General features: G+C 62.8%; 33 protein-coding genes. 5 read left to right on the forward strand and 28 right to left on the reverse strand.

Annotation, left to right across the window (positions count from 1 at the left end; all coding sequences use genetic code 11):
• Positions 1-19: 19 nt before the first annotated feature.
• Positions 20-1,777 carry a hypothetical protein gene (locus ACT3SZ_RS14940; protein WP_444619934.1) on the forward strand — a complete coding sequence of 586 codons (1,758 nt, stop codon included), beginning with the start codon at positions 20-22 and terminating at the stop codon, positions 1,775-1,777.
• A gap of 105 nt (positions 1,778-1,882) precedes the next feature.
• Complete coding sequence (locus ACT3SZ_RS14945; RefSeq protein ID WP_444619936.1) at positions 1,883-2,500, forward strand: hypothetical protein; 618 nt, start codon at positions 1,883-1,885, stop codon at positions 2,498-2,500.
• Positions 2,501-2,527: 27 nt separating this feature from the next.
• Here the strand turns inward: ACT3SZ_RS14945 and mobF are convergent, their stop codons facing one another.
• Positions 2,528-6,469 carry a MobF family relaxase gene (mobF, locus tag ACT3SZ_RS14950; protein ID WP_444619938.1) on the reverse strand — a complete coding sequence of 1,314 codons (3,942 nt, stop codon included), beginning with the start codon at positions 6,467-6,469 and terminating at the stop codon, positions 2,528-2,530.
• Between the two features lie 467 nt (positions 6,470-6,936).
• Here mobF and ACT3SZ_RS14955 point away from each other — a divergent pair, with 467 nt between their 5' ends.
• Positions 6,937-7,374, forward strand: a complete 438-nt coding sequence (locus ACT3SZ_RS14955; protein ID WP_444619940.1) for a hypothetical protein — start codon at positions 6,937-6,939, stop codon at positions 7,372-7,374.
• A 3-nt stretch (positions 7,375-7,377) separates the two neighbouring features.
• A complete protein-coding gene (locus ACT3SZ_RS14960; protein WP_444619941.1) occupies positions 7,378-7,869 on the forward strand; it encodes an HNH endonuclease in 492 nt (163 codons plus the stop codon).
• Positions 7,870-7,904: 35 nt separating this feature from the next.
• On the opposite strand, the gene ACT3SZ_RS14965 is transcribed toward ACT3SZ_RS14960, so the two are convergent.
• The 27 genes from ACT3SZ_RS14965 to ACT3SZ_RS15095 form a co-directional block, all read right to left on the reverse strand.
• Positions 7,905-8,135: a hypothetical protein gene (locus ACT3SZ_RS14965; protein WP_444619943.1), complete on the reverse strand. Its 231-nt coding sequence runs from the start codon at positions 8,133-8,135 to the stop codon at positions 7,905-7,907.
• A gap of 13 nt (positions 8,136-8,148) precedes the next feature.
• Complete coding sequence (locus ACT3SZ_RS14970; protein WP_444619945.1) at positions 8,149-8,469, reverse strand: hypothetical protein; 321 nt, start codon at positions 8,467-8,469, stop codon at positions 8,149-8,151.
• A gap of 27 nt (positions 8,470-8,496) precedes the next feature.
• Positions 8,497-8,970 carry a hypothetical protein gene (locus ACT3SZ_RS14975; protein WP_444619947.1) on the reverse strand — a complete coding sequence of 158 codons (474 nt, stop codon included), beginning with the start codon at positions 8,968-8,970 and terminating at the stop codon, positions 8,497-8,499.
• A gap of 14 nt (positions 8,971-8,984) precedes the next feature.
• A complete protein-coding gene (locus ACT3SZ_RS14980; protein ID WP_444619949.1) occupies positions 8,985-9,509 on the reverse strand; it encodes a single-stranded DNA-binding protein in 525 nt (174 codons plus the stop codon).
• Positions 9,510-9,883: 374 nt separating this feature from the next.
• Positions 9,884-10,273 carry a hypothetical protein gene (locus ACT3SZ_RS14985; RefSeq protein ID WP_444619951.1) on the reverse strand — a complete coding sequence of 130 codons (390 nt, stop codon included), beginning with the start codon at positions 10,271-10,273 and terminating at the stop codon, positions 9,884-9,886.
• Positions 10,274-10,277: 4 nt separating this feature from the next.
• A complete protein-coding gene (locus ACT3SZ_RS14990; RefSeq protein WP_444619953.1) occupies positions 10,278-10,757 on the reverse strand; it encodes a hypothetical protein in 480 nt (159 codons plus the stop codon).
• A 19-nt stretch (positions 10,758-10,776) separates the two neighbouring features.
• On the reverse strand, positions 10,777-11,325 hold the full coding sequence (locus ACT3SZ_RS14995; protein ID WP_444619955.1) for a thermonuclease family protein: 549 nt from the start codon (positions 11,323-11,325) through the stop codon (positions 10,777-10,779).
• Entirely contained in the window at positions 11,322-12,152 is an 831-nt protein-coding gene (locus ACT3SZ_RS15000; RefSeq protein ID WP_444619957.1) for a hypothetical protein, read from the reverse strand. Before ACT3SZ_RS15000 ends, ACT3SZ_RS14995 begins: the two co-directional genes overlap by 4 nt.
• Before the next feature lie 10 nt (positions 12,153-12,162).
• Positions 12,163-12,825, reverse strand: coding sequence for a DnaB-like helicase N-terminal domain-containing protein (locus tag ACT3SZ_RS15005; protein WP_444619959.1), 663 nt, complete (start codon positions 12,823-12,825; stop codon positions 12,163-12,165).
• Between the two features lie 42 nt (positions 12,826-12,867).
• Complete coding sequence (locus ACT3SZ_RS15010; RefSeq protein ID WP_444619961.1) at positions 12,868-13,089, reverse strand: hypothetical protein; 222 nt, start codon at positions 13,087-13,089, stop codon at positions 12,868-12,870.
• Positions 13,090-13,163: 74 nt separating this feature from the next.
• Positions 13,164-13,418 (reverse strand): glutaredoxin-like protein NrdH, encoded by a 255-nt coding sequence (nrdH, locus tag ACT3SZ_RS15015; RefSeq protein ID WP_444619962.1) that lies wholly within the window; start codon positions 13,416-13,418, stop codon positions 13,164-13,166.
• A 388-nt stretch (positions 13,419-13,806) separates the two neighbouring features.
• A complete protein-coding gene (locus ACT3SZ_RS15020; protein WP_444619964.1) occupies positions 13,807-14,190 on the reverse strand; it encodes a hypothetical protein in 384 nt (127 codons plus the stop codon).
• 490 nt (positions 14,191-14,680) lie between these two features.
• Positions 14,681-14,929 (reverse strand): hypothetical protein, encoded by a 249-nt coding sequence (locus ACT3SZ_RS15025; RefSeq protein WP_444619966.1) that lies wholly within the window; start codon positions 14,927-14,929, stop codon positions 14,681-14,683.
• A gap of 96 nt (positions 14,930-15,025) precedes the next feature.
• Positions 15,026-15,919: an ArdC-like ssDNA-binding domain-containing protein gene (locus tag ACT3SZ_RS15030; RefSeq protein WP_444619968.1), complete on the reverse strand. Its 894-nt coding sequence runs from the start codon at positions 15,917-15,919 to the stop codon at positions 15,026-15,028.
• Positions 15,920-16,378: 459 nt separating this feature from the next.
• Entirely contained in the window at positions 16,379-16,798 is a 420-nt protein-coding gene (locus tag ACT3SZ_RS15035; protein WP_444619970.1) for a hypothetical protein, read from the reverse strand.
• A 90-nt stretch (positions 16,799-16,888) separates the two neighbouring features.
• Positions 16,889-17,413 carry a hypothetical protein gene (locus tag ACT3SZ_RS15040; protein ID WP_444619972.1) on the reverse strand — a complete coding sequence of 175 codons (525 nt, stop codon included), beginning with the start codon at positions 17,411-17,413 and terminating at the stop codon, positions 16,889-16,891.
• Between the two features lie 58 nt (positions 17,414-17,471).
• Positions 17,472-17,729 (reverse strand): hypothetical protein, encoded by a 258-nt coding sequence (locus tag ACT3SZ_RS15045; RefSeq protein WP_444619976.1) that lies wholly within the window; start codon positions 17,727-17,729, stop codon positions 17,472-17,474.
• A gap of 133 nt (positions 17,730-17,862) precedes the next feature.
• On the reverse strand, positions 17,863-18,186 hold the full coding sequence (locus ACT3SZ_RS15050; protein ID WP_444619978.1) for a hypothetical protein: 324 nt from the start codon (positions 18,184-18,186) through the stop codon (positions 17,863-17,865).
• Between the two features lie 71 nt (positions 18,187-18,257).
• On the reverse strand, positions 18,258-18,590 hold the full coding sequence (locus ACT3SZ_RS15055; RefSeq protein WP_444619979.1) for a hypothetical protein: 333 nt from the start codon (positions 18,588-18,590) through the stop codon (positions 18,258-18,260).
• Between the two features lie 566 nt (positions 18,591-19,156).
• Entirely contained in the window at positions 19,157-19,306 is a 150-nt protein-coding gene (locus ACT3SZ_RS15060; protein ID WP_444619981.1) for a hypothetical protein, read from the reverse strand.
• 7 nt (positions 19,307-19,313) lie between these two features.
• On the reverse strand, positions 19,314-19,628 hold the full coding sequence (locus ACT3SZ_RS15065; RefSeq protein WP_444619983.1) for a hypothetical protein: 315 nt from the start codon (positions 19,626-19,628) through the stop codon (positions 19,314-19,316).
• Positions 19,629-19,700: 72 nt separating this feature from the next.
• The gene (locus ACT3SZ_RS15070; RefSeq protein ID WP_444619985.1) at positions 19,701-20,279 is read right to left on the reverse strand and encodes a DUF4192 family protein; all 579 of its coding nucleotides are present in this window, start codon (positions 20,277-20,279) and stop codon (positions 19,701-19,703) included.
• A gap of 439 nt (positions 20,280-20,718) precedes the next feature.
• The gene (locus ACT3SZ_RS15075) at positions 20,719-20,988 is read right to left on the reverse strand and encodes a hypothetical protein (RefSeq protein ID WP_444619987.1); all 270 of its coding nucleotides are present in this window, start codon (positions 20,986-20,988) and stop codon (positions 20,719-20,721) included.
• Between the two features lie 360 nt (positions 20,989-21,348).
• The gene (locus ACT3SZ_RS15080; RefSeq protein WP_444619989.1) at positions 21,349-21,669 is read right to left on the reverse strand and encodes a hypothetical protein; all 321 of its coding nucleotides are present in this window, start codon (positions 21,667-21,669) and stop codon (positions 21,349-21,351) included.
• Positions 21,659-22,291 carry a recombinase family protein gene (locus ACT3SZ_RS15085; RefSeq protein ID WP_444619991.1) on the reverse strand — a complete coding sequence of 211 codons (633 nt, stop codon included), beginning with the start codon at positions 22,289-22,291 and terminating at the stop codon, positions 21,659-21,661. The genes ACT3SZ_RS15080 and ACT3SZ_RS15085 overlap by 11 nt, the downstream gene beginning before the upstream one ends.
• Positions 22,292-22,348: 57 nt before the next feature.
• Positions 22,349-22,534 (reverse strand): hypothetical protein, encoded by a 186-nt coding sequence (locus tag ACT3SZ_RS15090; protein WP_444619992.1) that lies wholly within the window; start codon positions 22,532-22,534, stop codon positions 22,349-22,351.
• Positions 22,535-22,546: 12 nt separating this feature from the next.
• On the reverse strand, positions 22,547-22,807 hold the full coding sequence (locus ACT3SZ_RS15095; RefSeq protein WP_444619994.1) for a hypothetical protein: 261 nt from the start codon (positions 22,805-22,807) through the stop codon (positions 22,547-22,549).
• 323 nt (positions 22,808-23,130) lie between these two features.
• Between ACT3SZ_RS15095 and ACT3SZ_RS15100 the strand changes: the two genes are divergently transcribed.
• Complete coding sequence (locus ACT3SZ_RS15100) at positions 23,131-23,835, forward strand: hypothetical protein (RefSeq protein ID WP_444619996.1); 705 nt, start codon at positions 23,131-23,133, stop codon at positions 23,833-23,835.
• Positions 23,836-23,838 lie beyond the last annotated feature (3 nt).

The following is a 23,838-nucleotide window of genomic DNA, read 5'->3' on the forward strand; positions in this document are numbered from 1 at the left end:
AACGGCAAGGAGAATCACCATGGCACCGATCAAAGGCTTCAACAACCTGTTCAGCGAACAGTGGCACCAGCGTGTCGCCGCCGGAACGGCAGCGGAGCAGGCCGCGATGCGTGGCCTGCACACGATGGTGGCGGCCGCGGCACTGGGAAATGGCACCAACGGGTTTCAGGCATTCACTCCAGACGGTGACCGCTACGAGTTGGGGCCGATCAGTCCCGGCGAGCGTGCGGGAGCACAGATCCGGTTTGGCCGGCCCGACCGTGAGCCGTTTGTGCATGACACCAGCGATCTGTTGACCCCGGCCGGTCAGGCACTGTTCAACGAGTCGTTGGCCGTGGGCGAAGGGGCCACCTTCAACCCACGCGAGACACTGGTCGGGTCTCTGGGGACTGAGACGCTGCTGGCGCACCGGACCTCGGCGGCATCCCGGGTGGAGCTCGCTGAGCGCGTGCAGGTGGCTTTGCAGGAGTCGATCGAGAACCCGGAGCAGGTCTCGGAGTTCACCGATGGTCCGTCGACGGGTGAGCAGTTGTCGTGGCTGGCTCCGGAGGTGGGTACCACGGCGGTCTACCGGCAGGAGCGTCTGGAGGATCTGGTCACCGACCGGGGCCAGGAGATGCTTCTGGGTCAGGGCAGTGTTGATGCTTCAATACAGGAGCAGGGCAGCACGACGGCCCCAGAGGCGGGCAGTGGGCTTGTTCCTGATGACCTGGTGACCGAGCATTTCCGACGGTTTCAGGATGCCGCTCACAACGAGGCCTCGGCGATGGCTGAGGTTGAGGAGCTGATCGTGGCATCGGCGTTCGGCCAGGAGGTCGACTGGCAGAACAGCAGTCATATCCACGGCCAGGGCCCGGATATGACGGTGAGTTTCCAGACCGGGGTGAATGAGGTCGGGGAGACGACGTTCGAGTCGTTGAGGGTGGTGGACCTGGTCGATGAGTCAGTCGCTGCATCCTTGGGGATCAGCGAATCCGCTGTCGAGATGTCCGGTCCGGCCGAGGGCCCCGACGTCGGCGAGCCGTCGGTTGAGGCGGAGCGTGAGCAGGCGCCGGAGGTGTCGGTAGATCCGGATCCGACGCGGGCGTTCGATCCGACGGTGACCGGTGAGCCGGAAGCTGAACCCACGGCGGCGGAAGATCTGGAAACGACAGTTGAGAACACCACTGCACTGTCCGCCATGCCCACCGAGGTCGAGGGGGCTGTAGACCCGGGGGAGTTGTTCACTCCCGAGTTCTACGAGGTTAATGAGGACGCGAACACCCACGGTTCGGCGGGAGCGACATATCAGACCGCGGTGCACGACATGGAGCACGCCGTTCGGACCGCGGCCTCCGGGCATGGTCTGAATCTGGAGGAATCCGAGCAGTGGACCGCTGAGGAGGAGCCGGAGCCCTTCGGTGTTTCCCACCATGACCTTCGACCAGAAGGCGCGGGGGTGCAGATGCAGTACTGGCAGATTGATGGGGCCGACGGGTGGGTTGACTCACAGGAGATGCTGACGCCGAAGGGGCAGGCTATTCTGTCGGCGGCGCTGGATGTCGGTGAAGGAAACACCTTCTGCCCGGAGTTGATCGCCCGGTCGGTGGAGCTGGAGACCGAGGGGTGGGGCGAGCAGGTGCCCGACAAGGTGGAGATTCCGAGCACTGACGAGATCATCCAGGGGGCCAACCTCGATCTGTCGGAGGGACAGTGGTCGACTAACTCGGTTGAACATGCCGAGTCTCCCCAGCAGGAGGATGCCATGGCGGCGAACGGCGGTCGCGAGATGGAGTGATCAACAGCGAATTGTCCGTTTATGCCCTCGATGCCTTCCGTTCGGCGTCGAGGGCGTTCTATGTTCATTAGTAGGACATCTACCAGGACTCAAGGAGAGACCGACATGGCTATCGCAGAGATCATCATACCCACAACAGGGTCGCTGGTGGGTGTCATTGTGGGTTCAATGACAACCTACTGGGCAACGGATAAAGACAGGAAAATCAAGAGAAAGGAGGAGGTGTTAAATAAACTCACGGAAATAAACTACGCTATCGCGGACATGAAAGAAACATTTAACAATGAAGAACTAGAGAAATCATCAGAAAGAATTGCTATCGCCGCAGAAGAGCAATTCGGGCAACTCAATAGAAGAACAAGATCAATGTCGAGCTTGATCGATAGGATAACGCTAGGACTTGAGACGATCGGATCATTGTCAAATCTTCACGCCGAGCTAAAAAGAGATGTTGAAGCAGCGGTTAATGGTACATATCAATACGAAGAAATGGTGACCGAAGAGTTCTCCAGATATGGCATGGCCGGTCTCGTTTCACCAAAAGGGGGGACATTAAAATCATACACCGAGGTATTACATGAACTCCTCCCTCCTCACTCCACCGATATTGACAATATTGATGATGCCGACATGTTGGAAAATGCTGTGAGTATATTTCGGACAAGAGTCATCGAGTCCACCTCTGCACAGATGAGGCACCTGTCACGAGCTATCTCCCGGTAGACACCCCCCGTCAATCAGGGTGGAGGCCTACAGCCCCAGGTCGTTTCCCGGGTCGGGTTGCGCCCACGGTGCTGGCGCATTGTCCTGGTGGGGATCGAAGGTCGGCAGGGACAGATCCCCGAGGCCGTAGGGGTCGGGGGAGTCCTCGACGTGGTTGACGTGGTCAACGATGTCGAGGGTGATGCCGAGTTCGTCGGCGATCTTGCGGCGCAGCTCGATGTCCTGTCCGTCTGGGGGGCCGGGGATGTGGTCGTCCGAGCCGGATAGGCGTTCGGAGTCCAAGCGGGTGGCCGCGAGTTCGACGAGGGTCTGTCCGTCGTTCATTCCGGCGGCGTAGAGTGCGCCGATGGCTGGGGGGAGGGTGTCGATGTCGGCACCCGAGCGGGTGGCGGCCGCGGCCGTGGTGATCAGTCGTTCTCGGTCGGTGTCGGTGATCTGGTCCTTGTCGCCGGCGAGTCCAGCGATGCGTTCGACCCAGGTCTCGGCGTACTGACGGTTGAGGACGTCGATGTCGTCGACAGGCCCAGCATCGAGTCCTGCCAGGCGTAGGGAGGTGTCCTCGGCGAAGATGCGCAGTTGGGTGTCCTCGCCGAGCCAACGTGGTGGCAGGACGGGGGAGTGGTCACGGTCGGTGTCGAGGGTGTGGCTCTTGATCCGGTGGGTGATCACCGCGGGGATGTCGCGCTCACTACCGTCAAGGTCGAAGGCTTCCTGCAGAGCCGTTTCGGCGTCGGCGCCGGAGGTGGCGGCACCAGCCAGGGCAGTGGCAATGCGGTGCTGGTCTGCCTCGGAGATCTCTGAGGCGAACAGTGCCGGCAGGTGGTCCACGGCGTCGCTGACGGCGTGCTGTGCCCAGGAGTCGGTGAGCTTGTTCGCCGCGGTGCGGTACAGCTTCGTGGCGCGGTCTGTCGACTCTCCCTCGGCCGCCAGGCGGTCCCGGAGTCCGGAGGCGGATTCGGGTGCCTGGGAGTTGTTGAGGACGTGTGTGAGCAGTTCTCGGGCGTCCAGGTCCTCTCGGTGGCCGGCCATGTGCGCCTCGGCTCCGTCACGGTCGACGATGTCGCCGAGTTCGGCGGCAGTGCGCTTGTCGTCGGTGACGGCGTAGATGTGGTTCTGCTTGGCCCCGCGGGTCGTGGCGACGTAGGCGAGCTCACGGGACTGGAAGGCGTCGATGATCGCTCGGCAGATGGCCACGGTCGCGCCCTGGGCGCGATGGACCGTGGAAGCGTAGCCGAGTTGGCAGTGCGACTCCAGGTAGTCCTTGGGAAGAACGATCGACTCGCCGGCGCGGCCTTTACCGTCGAGGCGGTGGGCCATGACCGAGCCGTCGGGGCCGACGCAGTCCAGGCGGAACATCTCGCCGTTGGAGACCTCGACGCGAGTGTTGCTTGCCGGGTCGATGTAGCGGGTGTTCTTGCGTGCGAGGATGGTGTCGCCACAGCTGGCCTCGGAGTCGGTCAGTCGGGCGGTGACGTCGGTGTTGGATACGGTGCCGTTGGCGATCAGTGCTTCGCGGATGCGTTGGTTGGCTGCGGAGACGTCCTGGTTGGTGGGAGCGATCAGCAGGCCGTGGTGTCCGGCAGCGCGGTCTGCGAGGTGATCGCTAACAGCCTCGTCGAGCATGTCAGCTCGTGTGCCGTCGTGGACCCAGCCTCGGTCGAAGTACAGATCGAGTCCCTTTGTGTCACCGTGACGTAGCGCGAGGGTGTTGTCGGACTGCTCTTTGTCGGCTCCCATGCGCACCACGGTGTCGAGTTCCGTCGCTCCACTGACCTTGCACAGGTGGTCGAAGGCACCGCCGCGCCCGACGGCGGACAGCTGGGCGGGATCTCCGATCATGCGCAGGACGGCCCCGCTGGCTTCGGCGATCTCGGTGATGGCTGCGAGGTTGTCGGTGGAGGCCATGCCGGCCTCATCGACCAGGAGCATGTCGCCGGGGGAGAGGGCGACGGGCAGGCCGGTGAGATCCTTGGCGTCGGTGCCGTCGAACTCGCCTCGCCAGGGGCGGGTGAGTGAGTCGAGGGTGTAGCCGTCGGCGTCGATCTCGTCGGCCAGGCCCTTGGCCGCGGTGCGCTGTGTCGACAGGGCGATGACGTTGTGGTCGTCTCGTCGCCAGATGTCGGCGAGCACCTTCATGGAGGTGGTCTTACCGGTACCTGCCGGGCCGACGGCGGCCGCGGTCTGGGTGCCGGAGGAGGCGAGGTGGCGGATCATTGCCTCCTGGCCGTCGTTGACATCGAACTTGGAGTCTGCGTTGTAGTCGGCGATGGCAGACTGGATGGTCTCTTCGGTGGCGATGAAGCCCACCGGGGAGGTTGCGGCGGCCACGATGGTGTCTTCCATCGCCATGACTGCGCGTGAGGTGAAGTAGGTGTCGCCGGGGTTACGGTCGATGGCCTGACCGTTGAGGTGGGTCATCGCTTCGGGCAGGTTCCACACCTCACGCGGTGAGAGCTCCACCGCACGGTGTGCGGCCCGCAGGTACACGGCATCGTGAAGGTCATCAACGCTCATGGACTCTGGTGTCTTGTAGCCACGCAGGATGTCGGAGACAGCGGAGTCGAGGTGACGTTCAGCGAAGTGGGAGCGTCGGTCAGCGGCCAGGGCTACGGCCTGATCGGCAACAGCATCGAGGGCACCAGGGTAATGCTCGTCACCAGGTTCGGGGAGGTTAAGGCGTGCGTCGAGGCTGGCGGTCGTCGCGTGTTCACCGTGGACGCCGGCTAGTAGATCGTCAAGGGGCTCCGGGCCGCCGACGACGGCGGCGAACTCGTCACGCCACCCACCGCGTAACTGTGCCAGTGACTGGGCCTCGGCCTTGTCTGGCCGGGTTGCCAGTGTGGCCTGCTGGGCGAGCTCGTGCATGGTCTTGGCGGAGGGTGCCCGACCGTGCTTGTCGAAGTACTCTTCGACCAACTTCTCGGTGGCTTCGGTGACCTGGGCTCGGCGCTTTGACCCTGCGGTGATTAGCTCCTCGGGGATGCCGGCGATCTCGTGGACCGGGCGCTTGCCCTCGCCCATGTCTCGAGCGGAGATGGCAACGCCGAGCTTGGCCGAGAGTTGGTCCATCAGCAGGGTGTTGTAGCGTGCCGAGGCAGTGACGATGTGGCGGAGAGTGGAGCGGGAGTCGATGGACTTCCACTTGTCTGACTCAGGGTCGTAGACCTTGTTGGCGATCGCGACGTGTGTGTGTAGGTCGGGGTCACCTGCCCGGGTGTCGAAGTGGTCGAACTGTGCTGCCAGCATCCCGGATGTCCGGACCAGTCCACCGCCGCCCCGTGTGCTGTCACGGGTGTAGAGAGCGTTGTTCTCGAACCAGTTCAGTGTGTGGTTGACGGTCTGGTGGTGGATATCCTCGATCGCCTTGCGGGTTTCGTTGTCGCCGAGGGCCCAGAGCATGGACACACTCTTGGGTGGGGAGAAGGTGAAGTCGAAGCCGGAGGTGGCTTGCTTGACGTCCTGTTTGCGTTTGTTCGCCCACGCTGCGACGTCCTTGGGGTGCGGGTTGGTCTCTCCGGTGGCGTCGTGGTAGTCGTCGCGGACTGTGGCAACGGCGATGTCGGTGCGCTCGTCTTTGGTCAGTCGACGACCGAGGTCGGCAACTGCTGCCTTCTCGGCTTTGTTGAGCTTGGCAACCACGGGGTCTTTGCCGGAGTACAGGGGGAACGCTCGTCCGAGTTGGACGTCTTTCATCGTCGCACCGCGGGAGATCATCTCGTCGGAGTCCGGGTGCAGGCCTTCACCGAATAGGGCAGCCATCTGATCCTCGGTGACTGTGGCTCCTGCGACTGCTGATTCGGAGTTCAGAGCCTGCAGGCCAGTGCCCCACCATGTGCCGGGAGGGGTGCCGTGGGATTCGTAGTAGTCGAACAGTCCGGTCTTGACCGACGTGGGCTCATCGTTGGTGGCGACACTGCGCATCAGGTAGGCGTATCCCTCGCCTGCGTGAAGCACGTGTCCCGACATCATGGTCACTGATAGTAGACGGTCAGAGGACCTGCCGCGAGCGCCCTCTGGGCGCTCGTACATCGCCGCTGGTAAGCGGCACAGACAAGCCATCCCCAAAAAGTTGCAGATACATCTGCCAGAGGTGTGCCTGTCTTTTTCTCTTCAGTTTCGATCGACTTGGGAGGGAGGAACTGCGTCGGTTCAGTCTCTCGATCGTGGTGTACTCGTGAGCTCGCAGTTGATCTTCGGTCTGGCCGTTGGTGCTCGATCTGTTGGTCTGTTTGTGATCGCTGCTGTGTCAGGAAACATGGAGTCCTGTTGCGAGTGTTCATGGGCTGTCCCACCCGGTAGTGTGGCGTCCGACAGACACGGGGGTTCAGTGGTGCTAGGCTTCTGGTGATCGGGGATGCCGGTGGTTTCGTCAGCGCGCGGGGCTTGCACATGTTAGGCGCTGTCTTCATAGGGTTCGGCTCTGTATGATGGGTTTCATGGCTACCCAAATGCAGCGACAGAGAGCTCGGCGCCGGTCCTTCGAGATCCGCGAGGCAGAACAGCGCAGACTTGAAGCACAGTTGAAGGAGAAGGCGAAGGCGAGGGAGGAGGCCTTCGTTTCCCTCGACCAGGTTGATGCCGTCCATGCGGCCGCTGGTAAGGCCCTGCGGGCTCTTCTGGACAGTGGAGATTCTCGCGAGGAGGTCATGGAGATCTTCGACCTGAATAAGGGCGAGCTCCAGGGCTACCTACGGGCCGCCAAGGAGTACCGGCCCGAAGACGTCGACGAGGACGGAGACGTCGACAACGAGGGCGCTGAGGATGCGGATGCTGAGTCGACTGAACCGTCCGCTGAGGGGACGCAGGACCGGGAGGGTGATTCCGGATCTTCGGATCGTTCATCTGATTCCCAGTCGTCCCCGAGCTACGCCTAGCTGATGTCTCGATCCCTGCCGTCTCGGCCGCCGGAGGGCGCGGTCGGGAGGTTCTGGAAGAAAGTGGTGAAAGCACCGGATGATGGTTGCTGGATCTTCACTGGTGCGATCTCCAATCCGGACGGATACGGGCGGGTGAACTTCACCGTTGACGGTCAGCAGTTCACGGTCTCTGCCCACCGTTTTGCACTCTGGATCTCTGGGGTCGATATCACCGACTCTGAGATGGTGGGGGAACACCGTTGCAACGAACCGTTGTGTGTCCGGGTCGGCGGGAAGCATCTGATCGCGTCCACCACTGCAACCAACGTGTGGTACGCCTCCGCGGCCGGTCGACTGCGCGGCCCACGGCCGGGTCACGATTCCGGTGAGCGTGGGCGCTACCAACGCTCTGTCGATGTACGTGAGGCTGTTCGTCTGGGGTGGGACGAGCAGGCTTATGTCGATGCAGCGCGGCCAGTAGAGAACCCCCTAGACCAGCCGACGCTGTTCTAGGGGGTTGCGGGTGTTAGGGGCTGTGCCCCTAATGGTTAGTGCCGGTGGTACTGGTAAGGGTCGTTCTCGTATCGCTGAGGATTTGGCATGGAGGTGCGCCCCCCACCGAAGAGCCCGAAGAACAGCACCAGAACAATCAGCGGCGCGAACAGCCAGGCGAGGAAGCCCCACACGAATGAGTGCGACTTCACTCCGACGATGATGCCGGCGAGCATCGCGAGGTTGCCGTAGATCATGATGAGCAGGAACACAGTTGAGTCTGACATTGGTGGCTCCCTTCTACATCCCGCGGAGGTCGTCGAGGGCGATCTGTGCGGCCGCGGCGCCGTAGGCACGGATCATGCCGACCAACTTCACTGCACCCCAGACTGATCCGAGGATGAGAGTGACCCACGTGATCGTCTGGATGGCATCCATCGCCGGGCCGTAGCGAAGGAGGACACCGGTGCTCAGCACGACGACGCTCGGGCCGGCGGCAGCGAGCATGTAGTCGACGGCGGTGCCCCGGCTGTTGGTCTTGGTGCGGATGCCTCCCCAGAGGAGAAGGGCGATACCTGCGCAGGCGGTGATGACGGTGACGATCTGAACGATGGTGTGCATGGTGTCCTCGGTTTCTGTGAGGGGTGTCTAGGGGCGTATGGGTATCATGTCACGTCCGTCGGACATGGAATCTTGTTCTCTGGATTCGTCGACGGCGTAGCCGGCTTCACGAAGCATCTCCGTCGCGCTGCCGTAGTTGGTTCTGGCCATGTACGGCAGCACCTCTGCGACGACCAGGAGGGTGCCGACACCGCGGGGTCCGCGGCCGATCGCGAGCTGTACTGCCGGTGGGTTCTGGGTGTTGTCGACCAGGGCCCAGTCGGCCCGTGGTCGCCACGGCAGTTTCCCTCGGCCCAGTGCTTCGATGGCGTCCGGACTGGCGGGCACGTCCACGTCCCACCCGTCGTCTGCGAGCTCGGCAAGATAGTGCTCCACCGCGGCGTTAACGAACTCGGTACGGCTGAGGTTCCCCCAGTGTGGTGCCAGAGCAGCGCGAGCATCATCGACTCGTTGTGCTGTCTCAGCAGGGAGGCTCGTGTTAGTGAACTTCGCTTTGGTCATCGTGGCCTCTCCTATCAGAACGGCGGTTCGTCGCCGCCGTCGAAACCAGACTGCGGAGCGGAGTTCCACGGGTCATTGTCCGAAGCCGCATTACGACCACCGAAGCCTCCCTGGTTGCCGGCCTGGCCGCCGCCCTGCGGGGCCTGCTGGCCACCGAAGTTCCCACCCTGGCGGGGGGTCTTGGTGACCTGGGTCGTGGCGTACTTCAGGGACGGACCGACCTCGTCGGCCTCGACCTCGAACACGGTGCGCTTCTCGCCCTCACGGGTCTCGAAGGAGCGCTGCCGCAGCCGACCAGTGACAATAACCCGGTCACCCTTGGTGAGCGAGTTCGCCACGTTCTCGGCCGCCTGCCGCCACACGTTGCATTGAAGGAACAGTGCTTCGCCGTCCACCCACTGATTCGACTGGGAATCAAACCGGCGCGGCGTGGACGCCACACGGAAGTTCGCGACGGCGGAACCGCTGGGGGTGTACCTCAGCTCGGGATCCGCGACGAGATTTCCGACGACGGTGATCGGGGTGTCTCCCTGTGCCATGGTTACTTCCCCTCTACGTAGGTAGCGCGGAGCTCGTGGAACACCGCGAGGGATGCTTCTGCTGCCGCTTCCGATGCCAGTGCCGCGTGCACTCCTACTACTTGTTCATTCTGCGCATTGTGCAACAGCTCTTTTGCGTACTCCGCGTGGGCGTCTGCGATTTCTCGGTGTGTGCGGGACATGTCTAACGCGCCTTTCTCTGGATGTTCGCGACCGCTTCTGTGACGGTCTGGGCGAATGTCTGTGGGGTTTTTCGGTAAGTCGGTTTGAAGCTGTCGATCACTCGCCCCCTGCTCTCTGCAGTCTTCCTGAGCTCGGCGGTGAGGTCGTTGAGGCGGGTCCACTCATCTAGCTGAACAGTGACCATTTCCACGTCAGCGGTCACCGACTGGGTGGCTGTTCTGAGGGGGGCGGGTGACTTCCGGGTCAGGATCTGCACCTGCAGCCGGGGATCCGCCGTCACCGTTGATTCCGCCGGCACCGCCGGGGGCGTTGACTGATGAGTCGATCATCGCGTCGGTGGTGGTGTCGCCGAGGTCGAGGTGCTGCAGTAACTCGGTGCGAGCCGAGAAAGACTGCCGGGCCTCGCTGGCGATCGCCAGGTGAGTGAGAAGTTCGGTGTACAAGCGATCCGATGCAACAGGATCATTCTGGGTCTCGGCCAGCTTCTCCCGCGTCGCGGCCGCATCCTGATCGGCCATCTTCATGCGGGCGATGTCCGCGGTGAGCACTCGTCGGATTGCGGAAATGTCGTTGGCGCTCATAGGGTCAGTCCTCCTGGGCGATAGCGGTGATGTCGGTCATGGATCTACGCCTCCTGGGAGTGTCGTCTCGGACGTCACTGTCGAGGACAATGATGCGGTTCGTCCAGAAGGAAGTCATCAGGAACAAGACGGTCAAGCCAGTACCCACTATCCAGATATCGAGGTCACCGAGGTGCCGGATAAGGACAGCTCCGAGGATGATAACCGTCACCTGAGATACGAGGGTGAATTTGATCCAGTACCTCTCTCTCGGTACGAGTATTCGGCGGCCATCCGCCGTCAACACTAAATACAGGATCATGACGAAGCTCATTACGCCGGGGATGATTGCCAGCGTGAATATCACTGCAACTACCCACGCTGCCCGGCTGAATGTCTCGCCATAGGGGAAGACGAGCATAGAGACCAGGACGGTGGTCAGTGTCGTTGAGGAGAGCTCGAAGGCAGTCTTCGCGCGTTTTCGGTAGTCAACCTGGGAGGTCATCTGTTCTCCTTTCGTCGTTTCAGCATTCTGACCAGATGCCCGCAGCGTTACTACGAGCGGTGTCCTCGGTCGCGGTGTAGTGATCGGTCAGGGAGTGCGGGAAGGTCGTTGTGGTGGCCAGGCCACGCTCCAGTAGGTTCTCTCCGAGGTTGGTCCCGTCGGTGGCGACGACGTGGGCCAGTCGCCGGCCGTAGTCATCCTCGCTGTCCGCTCGGGGATCACTGACGATGGTCACCGCACTACCGGCGGTCGCGAGTCCCCCGGTGGCGGCGGAGGCCTCCGGGCCCATGCACTCCACATCGCGCTCCGGGTGAACAGTCTCCGGGGTGTCGATGCCCAGCACGCGCACGCGCTGGATCTCACCTTCAGTGCCGGTGATGTCGAGGGTGTCGCCGTCGATGACTCGGTCGACCGTGGCGGTCTCGCAGGCGCCTTCACCGCACAGATCCCCGGGCTGGGTGTATTCGGTGGCACCCACCGGGTTGATGATGGTTCCCGTGCACCCGGCGAAGGCAACCGCAGTGGTAGCGACCAGGGTCACCAGTGTGTATCGAGTTGTCTGTCTCATCGGCCCTGCTCCTTGTTGTCGATGGGCGCAAGGCGATCCCACATCTGGCTCTTCTGTGTAAGGCGCTCATTAAGCAGTTCGGCAAGTTCGGTGTCGCTGCTCGACTCCAGCTCGGTCTGGATCTGCTGGGCGTCGACCTTGAGGGCCTGGCGTTGCTCGACGCTCCGCGCGATCCTGTTCGCCAGGCCCGCAATGTTGTCGTTGTACACCGTCAGTTGTGCCGGACCGGCGTCCTGGCGGGCGTCGGCGGCTTCGTCGGCTAGCTCTGTGAGGTCTTCCCACATGTCCCACAGCACATCACCGCTACCGGTGGCATTCTTGGTGACCAGATCCGAGATCTTCGAGAGTGCTTCATTCTCACCGACGCGCAGGTGTGCTTCCTCCTGTTCGAGACGCTGGGTCTTGGCACGGTCCCGAATGATGAACCCGGGTATGCCCCCAAGAAACATGCCAATCGGACCCAGTGCCACCACGCCAAAGATAAAAGCCAGGGGGAATATCCCATTGCTAATTTCATCCAACAGTCCCCACCCCTGCCACCCCCCGAATATCGGCAGGCCCACAACACCAATAGTCTTCCCGAGTTCCCCAACCCACTCGCCGACCCGTTCCCAGCGGGAACGGATGTCCCCGCTGGATGACTGCAAAAACTGGGCTGCCAGGCGCGTTGTCGGGTAGAGCGCTGTGCGTTCATCGCCGTTGTTGTTCTGCTGCAGTGCCGACGACAGAGGGCGACTGGGAACGTCGGGAATCCAGGGGTAATTCCGTTCGGTATGGGGGTCGATGTCCTGGGTCATGGCATGTGTCCTGATCGTGTTGGTGGTCATGGTTGTGCCCCTATTCTCCGGTGAGTTCACCGGCAGTGCTCTGGTTTTCGTCAATGACCTCGCCGTCGATGATGTTCTGGTCGTCGTGTCCGAGGATGGTGCGACGGAAGGCATCGAGCCGGGCTTTCGCGGTGCGCTGGCGACGGCCCTGCTCCACCATGAGGGGGAAAAGGTCGGCCTCGGGCATGTCCTCGGCGGCCTGGGTGAGGTGCAGGGCCATGCTGCGGAACTGGCGGCGGTAGCTGGCTCCGACGATGCTCTCGGCCAGGTAGGTGATCTGCATCGGGCGGGCATCCAACGAGGAGATCTCCACGATGAACTGCTGCGGGGTTTTGCCAGCGGGCCAACCTTCCCGGCCTTCGGCGCCGGCGGCGTCGCACTTCGAGGCGATCAAGGTGCCGTCCAGAGGTGCACCTGCCTGGTACTGCTCCACGATCAGGGAGAACAACCTGGCGTGCGCGTAGTGGCGGAAGTCCTCGGGGGCCAGGAACTCCAGCACCTGGGCGATCCGGCCGGCGGGCGCGTCACACCACATCAGGGCACACAGCAGTTTCGCCTCGGGGTCAATGCGGGGGTCGTAGACCTCCCGGTTGTCCAGCTCCACATCCGGAGTGGTGACCTCGGCGGCCGGGGAGTCATCGGGCTGACTGTTGACTGCTCGCAGAGTGCTCATGGTGGGTGCTCCTGTTCTGTCCCTAGTGGCGGGGCGGTGTGGCTAGTACTCGACGGCGTACGGGTCGAGCAGGTGGTTGTCGCTCATCAGCTTGTCGATCTCCGCGGTGAGTTTCGCGACCCGCTCGCGCTGGCCGTCACCCCAGCCCTCATCTGCGTCATCGAGGCGTTCAGCGTTCATCTCAGCGGTCGCACGCTCAGTCTCCAGCGCTTCAAGCTGCTCGAAGATCTGAGGGGAAACCTCGTCGACGTCCGGGTCGATCATTCGGGCGCAACCTCGGGTTCCGCAGCTGCACATGGTGTCAGTAGTGATCATCGCTCTGGCTCCTCGGTGGTAGTTCAGGCGGCCGCGGCGGTGCGGGCGAGATCCTTGATGCGGTCGGGGCGGAAGCCTGACCAGTGGGCATCCTCGGTCACCACGACCGGTGCCTGCTGGTGGCCCAGCTCGATGACGTAGTCACGGGCCTCGTCGTCGACGGTGATGTCGACCAGGTTGTAGGCGACACCTGCCTTGTCGAGGGCCCTCTTGGTGCCGGTGCACTGCACGCAAGCGGGCTTGGTGTAGACGGTGATTGCGGTGGTGTTGGTGTTCATTGTCTTACTCCTTTTCCCTTGTTGATACTATTCATTCTAGCAGTCATATCAGGGTCCGTCAACAGTTTATCGAGACTAAATCGAAGAAAGATTGGGCAATTCATTTCCGACTAAACCGGCTAGAAAGTAATGACATACAGCGGTGTTGTTTCACTGTGAGTACCGGAATGGATTATGCAACGTTAGTGTGTGGGGTATCGGGGCGGTAGCCCTGATCATGGCCGTTGCCACCCGGACTGTCAGCCACCCTTTCCGAGGAGACTGGGCCGTTCTTCGATGCTGCCCCTTCCCTCTCGTCCCCAGCCGATACCTCTCTAACCTCGACCACCTCCCACCGGTGACGCCCCCACCCAGCGGTGATGGCCTCCCCCCTGTGGGGGTTGGGTGACTACCGGGTGTAGTGGGAGACGATGACAGTGTCGTCCTCACCCAACCCCAGCTCGACAGCTATGGCCTGGACGTCGGCAAGCTTCTTGCACTCGAAGAACGTGAACCATGCAGGTGAGAGCTGCGACAGGGGAACACTGATCCCCTCGACACGCAGGCGGTCGCCACCACGCACACCGTGGTCTGGATCAGAGATGCCGATGGCGTCGAGGCCGACGTACAGCACGGCGTGGAATCGTCCGTCCTGGTCACGGATGGTGATGACGGTGGCGTCGTCGTGGCCACGGTGACCGACCTTGGGGCAGTCGTCGGCATACCTCGGCTGCTTGCTGGGTGCGCATGGAGTGACGGTCCCGGTGATGGTGGTCAGTGTGGTTGTGCTCATGGTCTCTGGCTCCTGTTCTCCCCCCTCGGTGAGGGGGTTGGTGTGCGGTACCACCTTGTCTGGCTGGCCCCTCCCCCCTCGTTCTTTCTCCGAAGGAGGCACGTAGTGCCGATTAGTCCGGGGGCCTGGAACGCAAGTCTGGGAACCGGAGAAAGGAGACAAAGTTTTCCGCGAAATAAGGGAGCTTGCGACCGCGTGGAAAAGTTTTCGGGATGAATCCGGCGAAACGTGTTTCGCCACGACTTTCGTGGAAGGTCACCGGACGTATAATCGCCGGAGGCTCCTTCGGATAAAAACGAGTGTCCCCGTCGCCCAGCTCACCGCAGCGTAGCGAAGATGAGATGGGCGACGGGGTGAACAGTCCGGCCGGCGGCAGCCGGCCGGTCCTTGTCGTGGTCTGGGGTGGGGCCGCGCCCGAACGGCAGTTCGGGTGGGCGCGGCGGCACCCCCAGACCACCGCGCCAGCCCTGCACGGGGTTGGTGGGTGCGGTTAGAGACTGAGGCCAGCTCGCCGGTAGCGCCTTCGCAGTTGTGAGCGCAGCCATGCTCGGTTGTTCGCCCTGGTGCGGATGCTGTCGGGCACCGGGCTAGAGGTCGGCAGTGGTGCGCGGTCGGCAGGCGCTAGCCACTGCTCAGCAGAGACGAGGCTGTCGGCTCGCCACCATTCCTGGTCACTGGGGATCTCAGTTCCGTCGCCGGGGAACAGTTCGTCGATGCTGTCGGGCTTCTTCCGGGTCATGGTTCTTGGGCTCCTGTTCTCCCCCCGGTGTGTCCGGGGGTTGTGGTGGTCGGGGCGGTTCGCCGTCTCGGCCAGCGCCTGGGGGTGTTCGGGGGCTTAGTCCTGGGCGGTCTGGGCGGTGGGGTCCAGGGCCTCGCAGAGGACGTGGACGCCGCGTAGAACGTTGGCGGCGGTGGCTTTGATCATCTCAGTGTCGCACTCGGACCAGCCGGCGACGTAGCCGACGGAGTAGTCGGAGGTGTCCAGCCCCAGCAGTCCGGCGACGACGTAGGCCACCGATTCGGCCTCGGTCTCGCAGATTCCGCGATGTCCGCCGTAGTCGACGGTGAGGTTCTTGTCGTCGTCGTGGTGCAGGATGACGTGGGCGGCCTCGTGGATCATGGTTTTTGCGTGCTGGGCGTCGGAGAGGTTCGCGTCGATGACGACGCGGCCGGTGGCTCCCTGGGTGTAGCCGTTGGCGGCACCGGTGATGTCCTCGACCTCGACGGACCACCCCTGGGCGGTCAGCCACTCGGCCACGGCGGCGCCGATTCCGGCGTCGTCGGTGCCCTGCAGAGGGTGGGTGATCTCTGGGACCGGCTCGGCGCCCTCGATGGGGTCGGTCTGGGAGAGGTCGAAGACCGGCAGAATCGGGTAGGTGGTGATCCGCTTTTCGACGTCCTCGCCGGTGGCCTGGTCCTCGACGGTGATCTTCTTGCTGGAGTAGCCGAAGATCCGCAGTGCCTTTTCCCCCTTGCGCACCTGGCGGCCGACGGCCTGCCACTTTCGGTAGCCGGTGACCTGGGAGGCGCTGGGGAGCTGGCGCATGATCAACAGAGTGTTGTTGATGCTGTAGGAGTGGAACGACTGGAGGAAGTCCAGGTAGCGGGCCCACTGGTCGGTGTTGCGCAGCTGGTCGACCTGGTCGACGAGATCAGCCTGCAGTGCCTCGGCGGCTTCGCGGCGCTTGGCGGTCTTGTCAGTGCTCCGGGTGGCTGTTGCGGTGGTCATGGTTCTTGGGCTCCTGTTCTCCCCCTGCAGTGGTGCGGGGGCTACGGTCGGTGACCAGTGGTGTCCTGATCCCCTCCTCGTTTTTTTGCCGAGAAGGCACGCAGTGCCGATGGTCCGAGTAGAGCGAAGTGCAAGGCACCGTGGAATACCGGAGCGGAGCGAGGATATGCCGCGAAAGGCCTTGCGCGTAGCGGCTCGGACCTACAATCGCCGAAGGCTTCTTGGCAAAACGAGAAAATCCCCGCTGACCAGCTCGCCGCAGCGGAGCGAGGACGAGGGTGGGCAGTGGGAAACACTGTCGCGGGCGTGCCCGCGTCGATCACCGGGGCGATCGCTTGCGATCGTCCCGGACGGTGCGTGGGGTGGGGCCGCAGCCGGCCGGAGGTCGGGTGGGCGCGGCGGCACCCCACGCGCCCGGGCTATTGCCGACCCCCGGGAGGCGGTAGTGCTTCTAGGGTGTTACGCCTGATCCTTGTCCAGGCCGTCGATGAATCGTTCGACGATGGAGGTGTCACCCAGGTTGTAGCTGATGGCGTCGGCCACGGCTGCGGTCACCAGGTCGTCTGCGTCCTCGGTGAGGTCGTATCCCTCTGGTGCGCGGTCGGGGTGCAGGTGCACGGTGTTGACCGTCTCCTCGGTCACGGTGAGGCGGATACTGTTCTGGTCGTGGTCGCCGTCGACGAGCAAGGGGTGTCCAGGGGTTTCGTCGGCCCGGGGCTGGTTGGCGATGGTGCGCAGCAGGTCGTGGGCGGCATCGTCAGCGGCCGCCCACCGGGAACTGTCGCCGTTCTCCTCTGCGTCACCGGCGGCTGTGACGGCAGCGTCGTACTCCTCGATGCTCCGCGCGATCTCGTCGGTGATGGTGATGGTGTAGGCCATAGTGTCATGTGCTCCTGTTCTCCCCCAGGGGACACTCCTGGGGGTCGTGTGGGTGCAGTGCGCCGTCTCGGCCAGTGCGTCGTGTGTCGGCTAGTTTCTGGTGCCGACCAGCTGGGGAGCCAGGGCGAGGTTGTGCAGGAACGACGCTGACTGTCCCCCGGTCACGGATTCCAGTACTTCGGTGGCGAAGCGGATGAACCGTGCTCGGTTGAAGCGGGCGGCAGGTTCCACCGCGATCTTGTGCGGGGTCCAGGGTGATTCCGGGTCGAAGGCAATGACCATGCGGATCATCGCTCCGTCGTAGGCCACCAGCTTGCTGGTGGCGGTGTACACCTTGCGGTTCTTGTCGTGGGTGATGTCCAGCTGGATGGCGAAGGTCTTACCGTCGGCGGTGACGCCGTGGGTGGAGCTCCAGGTGGCGGTGATGCTGCGGCCTGCGTCGCCGACGCGCACGGTGTCGACGGCGGGATTAAAGCCGTCTGTGGTGAGGATGTCGGTGATGAAGCTCAGCGGGCCTCCGAGGTCCGTGGCCACGGCGATGCTGGCCTGGTCGTGGCTGCGAAGGGCGATCTTCTGGGCGAGGGTTCCGGTCTCGCTGCTGGTGGCGGTGCTCATGGGGTTGTGCTCCTGTTCTCCCCGTGCATGGTGCGCGGGGTGTGGTGATACCTGCTGGTTAGACTGCGATGGCGCGGCGGCGGGCAGGCCGGTCGGCTTCCTTCTCCCGGATCAGACGGTTGATGTCCTCGACGTCGACGCCGAGGTTGCCGTAGCGGTCGAATGCCCACGACACTGCTTCACGGTCGATAGCGTCGTGGATGTCCCGGCGGGTCAGGCAGGTCTGTTCTGCGGCCTTTTTCGGGGTGATGAAGCGTCGGGCCTCGTCGGAGGCCAATGCCGTTCGGCCTTTTGAGGTGAGTGCAATGCGGGTCATGATGTGCTCCTGGTCCCCCGGGATATATCCCGGGATTGTGCGAAAAATGATACCGTCAAGGTTTCTGCTTTCCCTTGTTAGTATAATTCCATTCTAACCCATGGCGTCCGGTTGTAGCAAGGAATTACGGGGGTTATTTCGTGTAATTCCTGATAACTCCGACAGGCGGGAGCGGCGGGGTGATGCGTGCCAATGAATCCTCGTCGATCATGGTAATTTCTGTGGCATTGTTGACTGTTTCGGCCTGTGCGTCGGGTTCCTGGCGCTCCCATTCTTCCCAGATTTGTGCCAGTTCGGTGTCATCTGCTCCGGTGCGGCGAAGCAGGATGCACAGGCAGGTGATTTCACCGGCGGTGAGGTGTCCTGCCAGGGACTCCCACATGCCACCGTCTGTCAGCGTTTCGACGATTTCCTGGTTGTCGGGCTCCTGGTACATGTGCAGGGTGTGGTTTGCCATGGCGTGCTGTCCTTTTCAGTGAGGGGGGCAGTGCGTCGTCTCGACCAGTGCCAGTGTCCGGGGGTGTGTGCCTACAGGGCGGTCGTGATCTCGAACTCGGCAGCAGTGCTGTTGAAGTTCCCGTAGGTCGCGGTCCTCCCCGTTGGCTGGATGATGCTGTTCCGGCGCAGAACTACTCCTAGGGCACTGGTAGCGGTCGTGTCCTTGACGAAGAATCGAGCTGGGCTGCTGGGGAGGTGTCCTGGCAGGTTGACGGAGATGTCACCGTAGAACTCACCGTTAACAGCGTTGTAGGCGAGCAAGGCGACACAGCCCGTGGCGGTGTATGTGGACTGTTCGATGGCCAGTCGCCGACCGTCGACGGCGATCGTGGCCACGGTGGTGGCGGCGGGGTTGTCGGTCATGTTGATGCTCCTGTTCTCCCCTCGATGGTGAGGGGGTTGATGTCCGGTGGCCGGTCGATCCTTGGCCCCTCCCCCCTCGTTTTTTGCCGAAGGAGGCACGTAGTGCCGATTAGGACGGGGGCCCGGAATGCAAGTCTGGGAACCGGAGAAAGGAGACAAAGTTTTCCGCGAAATAAGCGAGGAACGAGCGCGTGGAAAAGTTTTCGGGATGAATCCGGCGAAACGTGTTTCGCCAGACTTTCGTGGAGGGTCACCGGCCGTATAATCGCCGTAGGCTCCTTCGGAAAAAAATGAGGTTCCCGTCGACCAGCTCGCCGCAGCGAAGCGAGGACGAGATGGGCGTCGGGTGAACTAGTCCGGCGGCGGAGCCGTCCGGTCGATCACCGCCACGAGCGCTTGCGCTCGGGGTGGAAGTGCCCGGTGGTGGCGGTCGGAGGGCACACCCGCCGCCAGGCGGGTTTGAGGGGAGTCCGCGGGCGCCGGCAGGCGTCCGTGGTCGATTGGTCGGCGGCTTTTTCGCCGACAACACCCCGGAGACCTTGGGTCTCCGGGGTGTTGGTGTGTGGTCAGGCGGCGTTGCGCTTGATCTTGGATATTGGGGTGTGGCCGTTTCGCTTCATGACCTTGTGCAGGGCCTCGCGGGCCTTGCGTGCTCCCTGGCGGTCGATCTCGCGTAGGCGGCGCTGTTGTTCTTCGGGGGTGATCTTCTGGGTCATGATGGTCTCACTCCTTGGGTTTGTCTTCATCGTATGCGCTGGCCTCGTCGTTCTCAATGGCGGCGAGGTAGGTGTCCAGGGCGTCTAGCATGGTCAGGTCGTCGTCGTCTCGGCTGACGGGGGCCTCTGTGATGTAGAACGTCAACAGACTCCAGGCGAGTTCTCGGTCTCTGGGGCGGGCGTTGTCGGCGTTGAAGCGGTCGAGTGCCCAGGTGATGCGTGCCCACCAACGTTCTCGTCGATCCGCTCGCCACCGGTAGGCCATGTTCCAGCCGGTGAATCCGAGGGCGATGATCGAAATGATCAGTGATGCTACTGCCACGGTGGCCTTTCTCGTTGCTGCTGGCGGGTGGTGCAGTGCGTCGTCTCGACCAGTGCCCCTCTGCGCTAGTGACTAGTCGGTCTTGCGTTCGTTCTCCATGTGCTCACGGTAGGCGCGTCTCTGGTCGGCGCGCTCGTCCAGGCCACCCTCGGCCCGCCAGCGGTCCTGGGACTGGCGGATCTGTCGGCCCTCGTAGGCGGTCTGAGCGGCTACGGCTGTGGCAGCCCAGTCGCCTACGTGCCCCGTGACGTTGCCGCCCTGGGTGATCTCCGCCCCGGGGGTCACGGCGTGTACGTGAGCGGCTTGGACCGTGGGCATGATGGGCAGGCCGACTAGGAATCCGTCGACGAACTCGACGGCCTGGGCGCGTCGGTGCACGTCGTCGGTGATCACGATGGGCTTGACCTCGATGATCGTTCGGCCATACTCGCGGGCGTCAGCGATGATCGCGGCCATTGCCTGAGCAGTGGAGGTGTTCAGGGCCTCATTGATCTCGATGGAGACCACCGGCCCCACCCGCAGGACGCTTGCGTCCTCGGCCTCGCTCTGGACGATCAACACGAGATGATTGTCAGGCACGTAGGACAGCAGGCCCGGCAGGCTGGTGATCAAAGCCTCAATACCGGCGATGGTGATGGTCTCGTCGTGCATGGTGTGGCTCCTGTTCTCCCCTCACGGTGAGGGGAATGAAAGACGGTGACCAGTTGGAGTCCTGGCCCTCCTCCTCGTTTTTTGCCCGAGAAGGCACGCAGTGCCGATGGTCCGAGTAGAGCGAAGTGCAAGGCACCGTGGAATAACCGCAGCGCAGCGAGGATTATGCCGCGAAAGGCCTTGCGCGTAGCGGCTCGGGCCTACAATCGCCGAAGGCTTCTCGGGAAAAACGCGAGTCCCGTCGACCAGCTCGCCGCAGCGAAGCGAGGACGAGATGGGCGGCGGGTGAACTAGTCCGGCGGCGGAGCCGTCCGGTCGATCACCGCCACGAGCGCTTGCGCTCGGGGTGGAAGTGCCCGGTGGTGGCGGTCGGAGGGCACACCCGCCGCCAGGCGGGAAACAGGTTCTTTTCACTGTCGCCGCCGCCAGGCGGTGTCGATTAGTGGCGGTCGTCGTAGGCCGCGATCGTGATCGTGCCGGCGGTCGCGGTCTCCCCCAGCGCGATCGTTCCGGCGAGCTCGTAGGCGAGCTCGGCTGCGGCGATCAGGGTGTTTCCCTGGTCGATGGGAATGGCCGTGGGGTCGGTGATCGACCCGGTCATTGTGTCGAGCAGGAGAACTTGGTCGATGATCAGTTCGGTGGCGATCGATCGGTCGAGCGTCAGTCGGTCGCCGAGCATTGCAGCGAGGGATGTCAGGGTCGTGTCCACTTCCAGCTCCTATCGTTGTGTCATGACTGGTCCCCGTACTGCGAGTCGATACTGCCCGGCGGCACCATATGTATGCCTAGTGTACATGTCTTACAACTGGACATGTTCAGCATGTGGACCTTCGGCGGGGCGTGCTTTAGGCTGGCCGACAGGACACCAACACACGGAGGACCAGGATGGATGATCGGGCACGCGCTCTCGCGGAGCTCCAGGCGATAGCCGGGGAGATCGAACAGGTCCGCGCTCGGCGTGATGACCTGATCCGTGCCGCGGTAGCGGCCGGGGTTCCCCGGCGGCAGGTCGCTCTGGCGGCCAAGGTTTCACGCAGCACGGTCTACGCGGCCGCGCCGATCAAATAGGTCATTTGAGGCGCCGGATGATGTCCGCGGCGGCCTCTTCGTCCTGGTGAGTCTGTTTCGCCACTACCGTAAGGACCGACGCAATGCCGAGCTGGTCGGCAGCGTCAAGCTGTTCGTATGAAGCAGCGAATTCTCCTGGCGCTTCTTCCGGGCGGCCGAGTAGAACCGCGAGACAGACAAGCAGAGCGTATTCGCCGGTCGACAGTCCGCCGGCGGCGACGACGTTACCGATTCGAATCTCCTCACCGGCCCCGCCGGGGATCGCGAGCTGACTCCAGTTCTGTGTTGTGCGGATGGCCGTATCGGTGACGTCAGTCAGCATCTGGGGCCTCCTCGTCGTCGGGGATCAGTAGAGGGAGGGCAGGGTCGAGCAAGCCGGCAGCACGCCATTTTTTAGCGAGTCGTGAGACCCACGCCTGGGATAGGCCCATCGTTCGAGCTACGTCCGCCTGGGAGAAATCCCCCGAAGTGAGCATGTCACGCATGTGCTGCTGTTGAAACGGTGTCAGTCGAGTTCGCTTACCAGGCATTCTGCCTTCTGACTTCGCGATAGCCAGACCTTCTTTGGTGCGCTGGCTAATCAGATCGGCCTCGAACTCTGCGAACAGTGCGAGCTGGTTGAAGAACATCCGCCCAACCGCGTCGTGTGGGTCGTAGATCATCGACCCTATCTGCAGCGCGACACCACCTCCTGTCAGAAAGTCACCGATCGCTGAGAGGTCGGAGATGGAGCGGCCGAGGCGGTCCAGTTTCGTAACCACCAAGAAGTCTTCGGCCCGGCACGCGGCCAAGGCGTTGTCGAGACCTGGCCTGGTACGTTTGCGGCCGGTATAGCCGTGGTCGACGTAGATCCGGTCTACGTCAACTCCGAGTGTCTGGAGCTGTTGTTTCTGCGCCCGGAGATCCTGCTTCTCGGTAGAGCAGCGGGCGTAACCAACCTTCACTGGACTACTTCCCGTCGGGCATTGAGAGCAACAACGATGAATGTCACGCGTGAGCCCCTATTCGAAGGCCCGACGAGGACCGACCATGGCAAAGAGCGTAACTCCCACCAAGAAGATGATGGGGACAGCAATAAACCAGGGACTCGCGCCACCGAATACGATGATTGCGGTGATTGCTAGTGCGAGAAATACGGTGCCGAGCAGTCCTCGGATATAGACGTTGGCGCGGGGGTTTTCAGCCATGAGAATGTCTTCCTATGCGTGGGGGGATCGTGCGGTGGCAGAGGTGCCGGCGGGAATCACATTGATCACAACCGCGCCGACGATCACTACTGCCGGCAGTATCGCCCACCACATGCTGATCATGCCGGTGAGGGATAAGCCGGCGACCATACCGACGGCGATGATCGAGAACAGCAAGGCGACTCTCGCCACCTGCGCCGGCCACGGAGCATAGGCCCCCTTCGAGTGTTGGACGAGTCGTTCAAGGACGTTTTCGTTGGGAACAGTGGCCATAGTGATCTACCTCCTGGGTTCAATGGGTGTGGTCTCACACGTTAGAGCTTCACCCGGACACGGGTCGGGGTTGTCGATCGTGTGTTCGTGCTCCTTGCCTATATAGTACGGTACCGCAATTGTATTACGCAAGGGGTTTACACAAGGCTCCCACCAGGCAGCCCGTCTCCTCTGGAGGCCTTGCGGATACCGATCGTTATCCGCAACACTGCGCAGCGTGACATCCTCAAATAATCAAGCACAGCAACGGTTCAACCATGGATTGAATCGTCTGTTAGACTGTCACTAGAACAGCGTCTCCAAACATCACACGAGGAACCATCATGAGGCAGTATTCGAACACCCGCGAGCTGGCCGCCCGCATGGGCATGACCGCACAGTCCCTGGTCTCCCACATTGACCGTGGCACCGTGACAGAACCGCTGGGCTACGTGGAGGACGCACGCGGTCGCCGCGATGTCTTTTGGGAACCCACCGCCATTCCCACCCTCCACCTTTGCGGCGCGACCGCCCTGGTCCCCACCTCCGACGACATGGCCATGCAGGAGATCCGCGACGGTTTCTACGCAGCCCCCTGCAGGTCGAGCGGTCACATCGGACGATACGACGGAATGAGAGCCCTCGGCCTCTGCCGCCGTGGGCGTGCGACGATCTACCCGGTGCGACACTGCGTACGCATCGACTACCTAGATCCGGTACGAGCCACCGACAGCATCTGGGAGGACATCCCCGTCGCCGAGGGCGACCGAATCATCGACAATGCGGCCCTCAGCGAGGAATACCGCAAGATCCTGCGCTCGGTCTGCCAGTCCCGTGCGAAGCTGCACGGTAGCTCCGCCGAGCTCATGGTCGACCCGCGCGAGATCGCGGTCTACGTCCTCGACGTCGAGCACTTGATCGCCACCGACGTCGAGATCACCTCGATCGTGCGCGGCGCGTCCTGGACCATCGACCATATCGACGAGAACACCCGTAGCATCAACACCTGCACACTCGACGCCGTAGCCCAGTGGGCCCGAGGAGAGTAGCGA

Source organism: Corynebacterium sp. AOP40-9SA-29 (assembly GCF_052377405.1).
In the GTDB taxonomy this organism is placed as follows: domain Bacteria; phylum Actinomycetota; class Actinomycetes; order Mycobacteriales; family Mycobacteriaceae; genus Corynebacterium.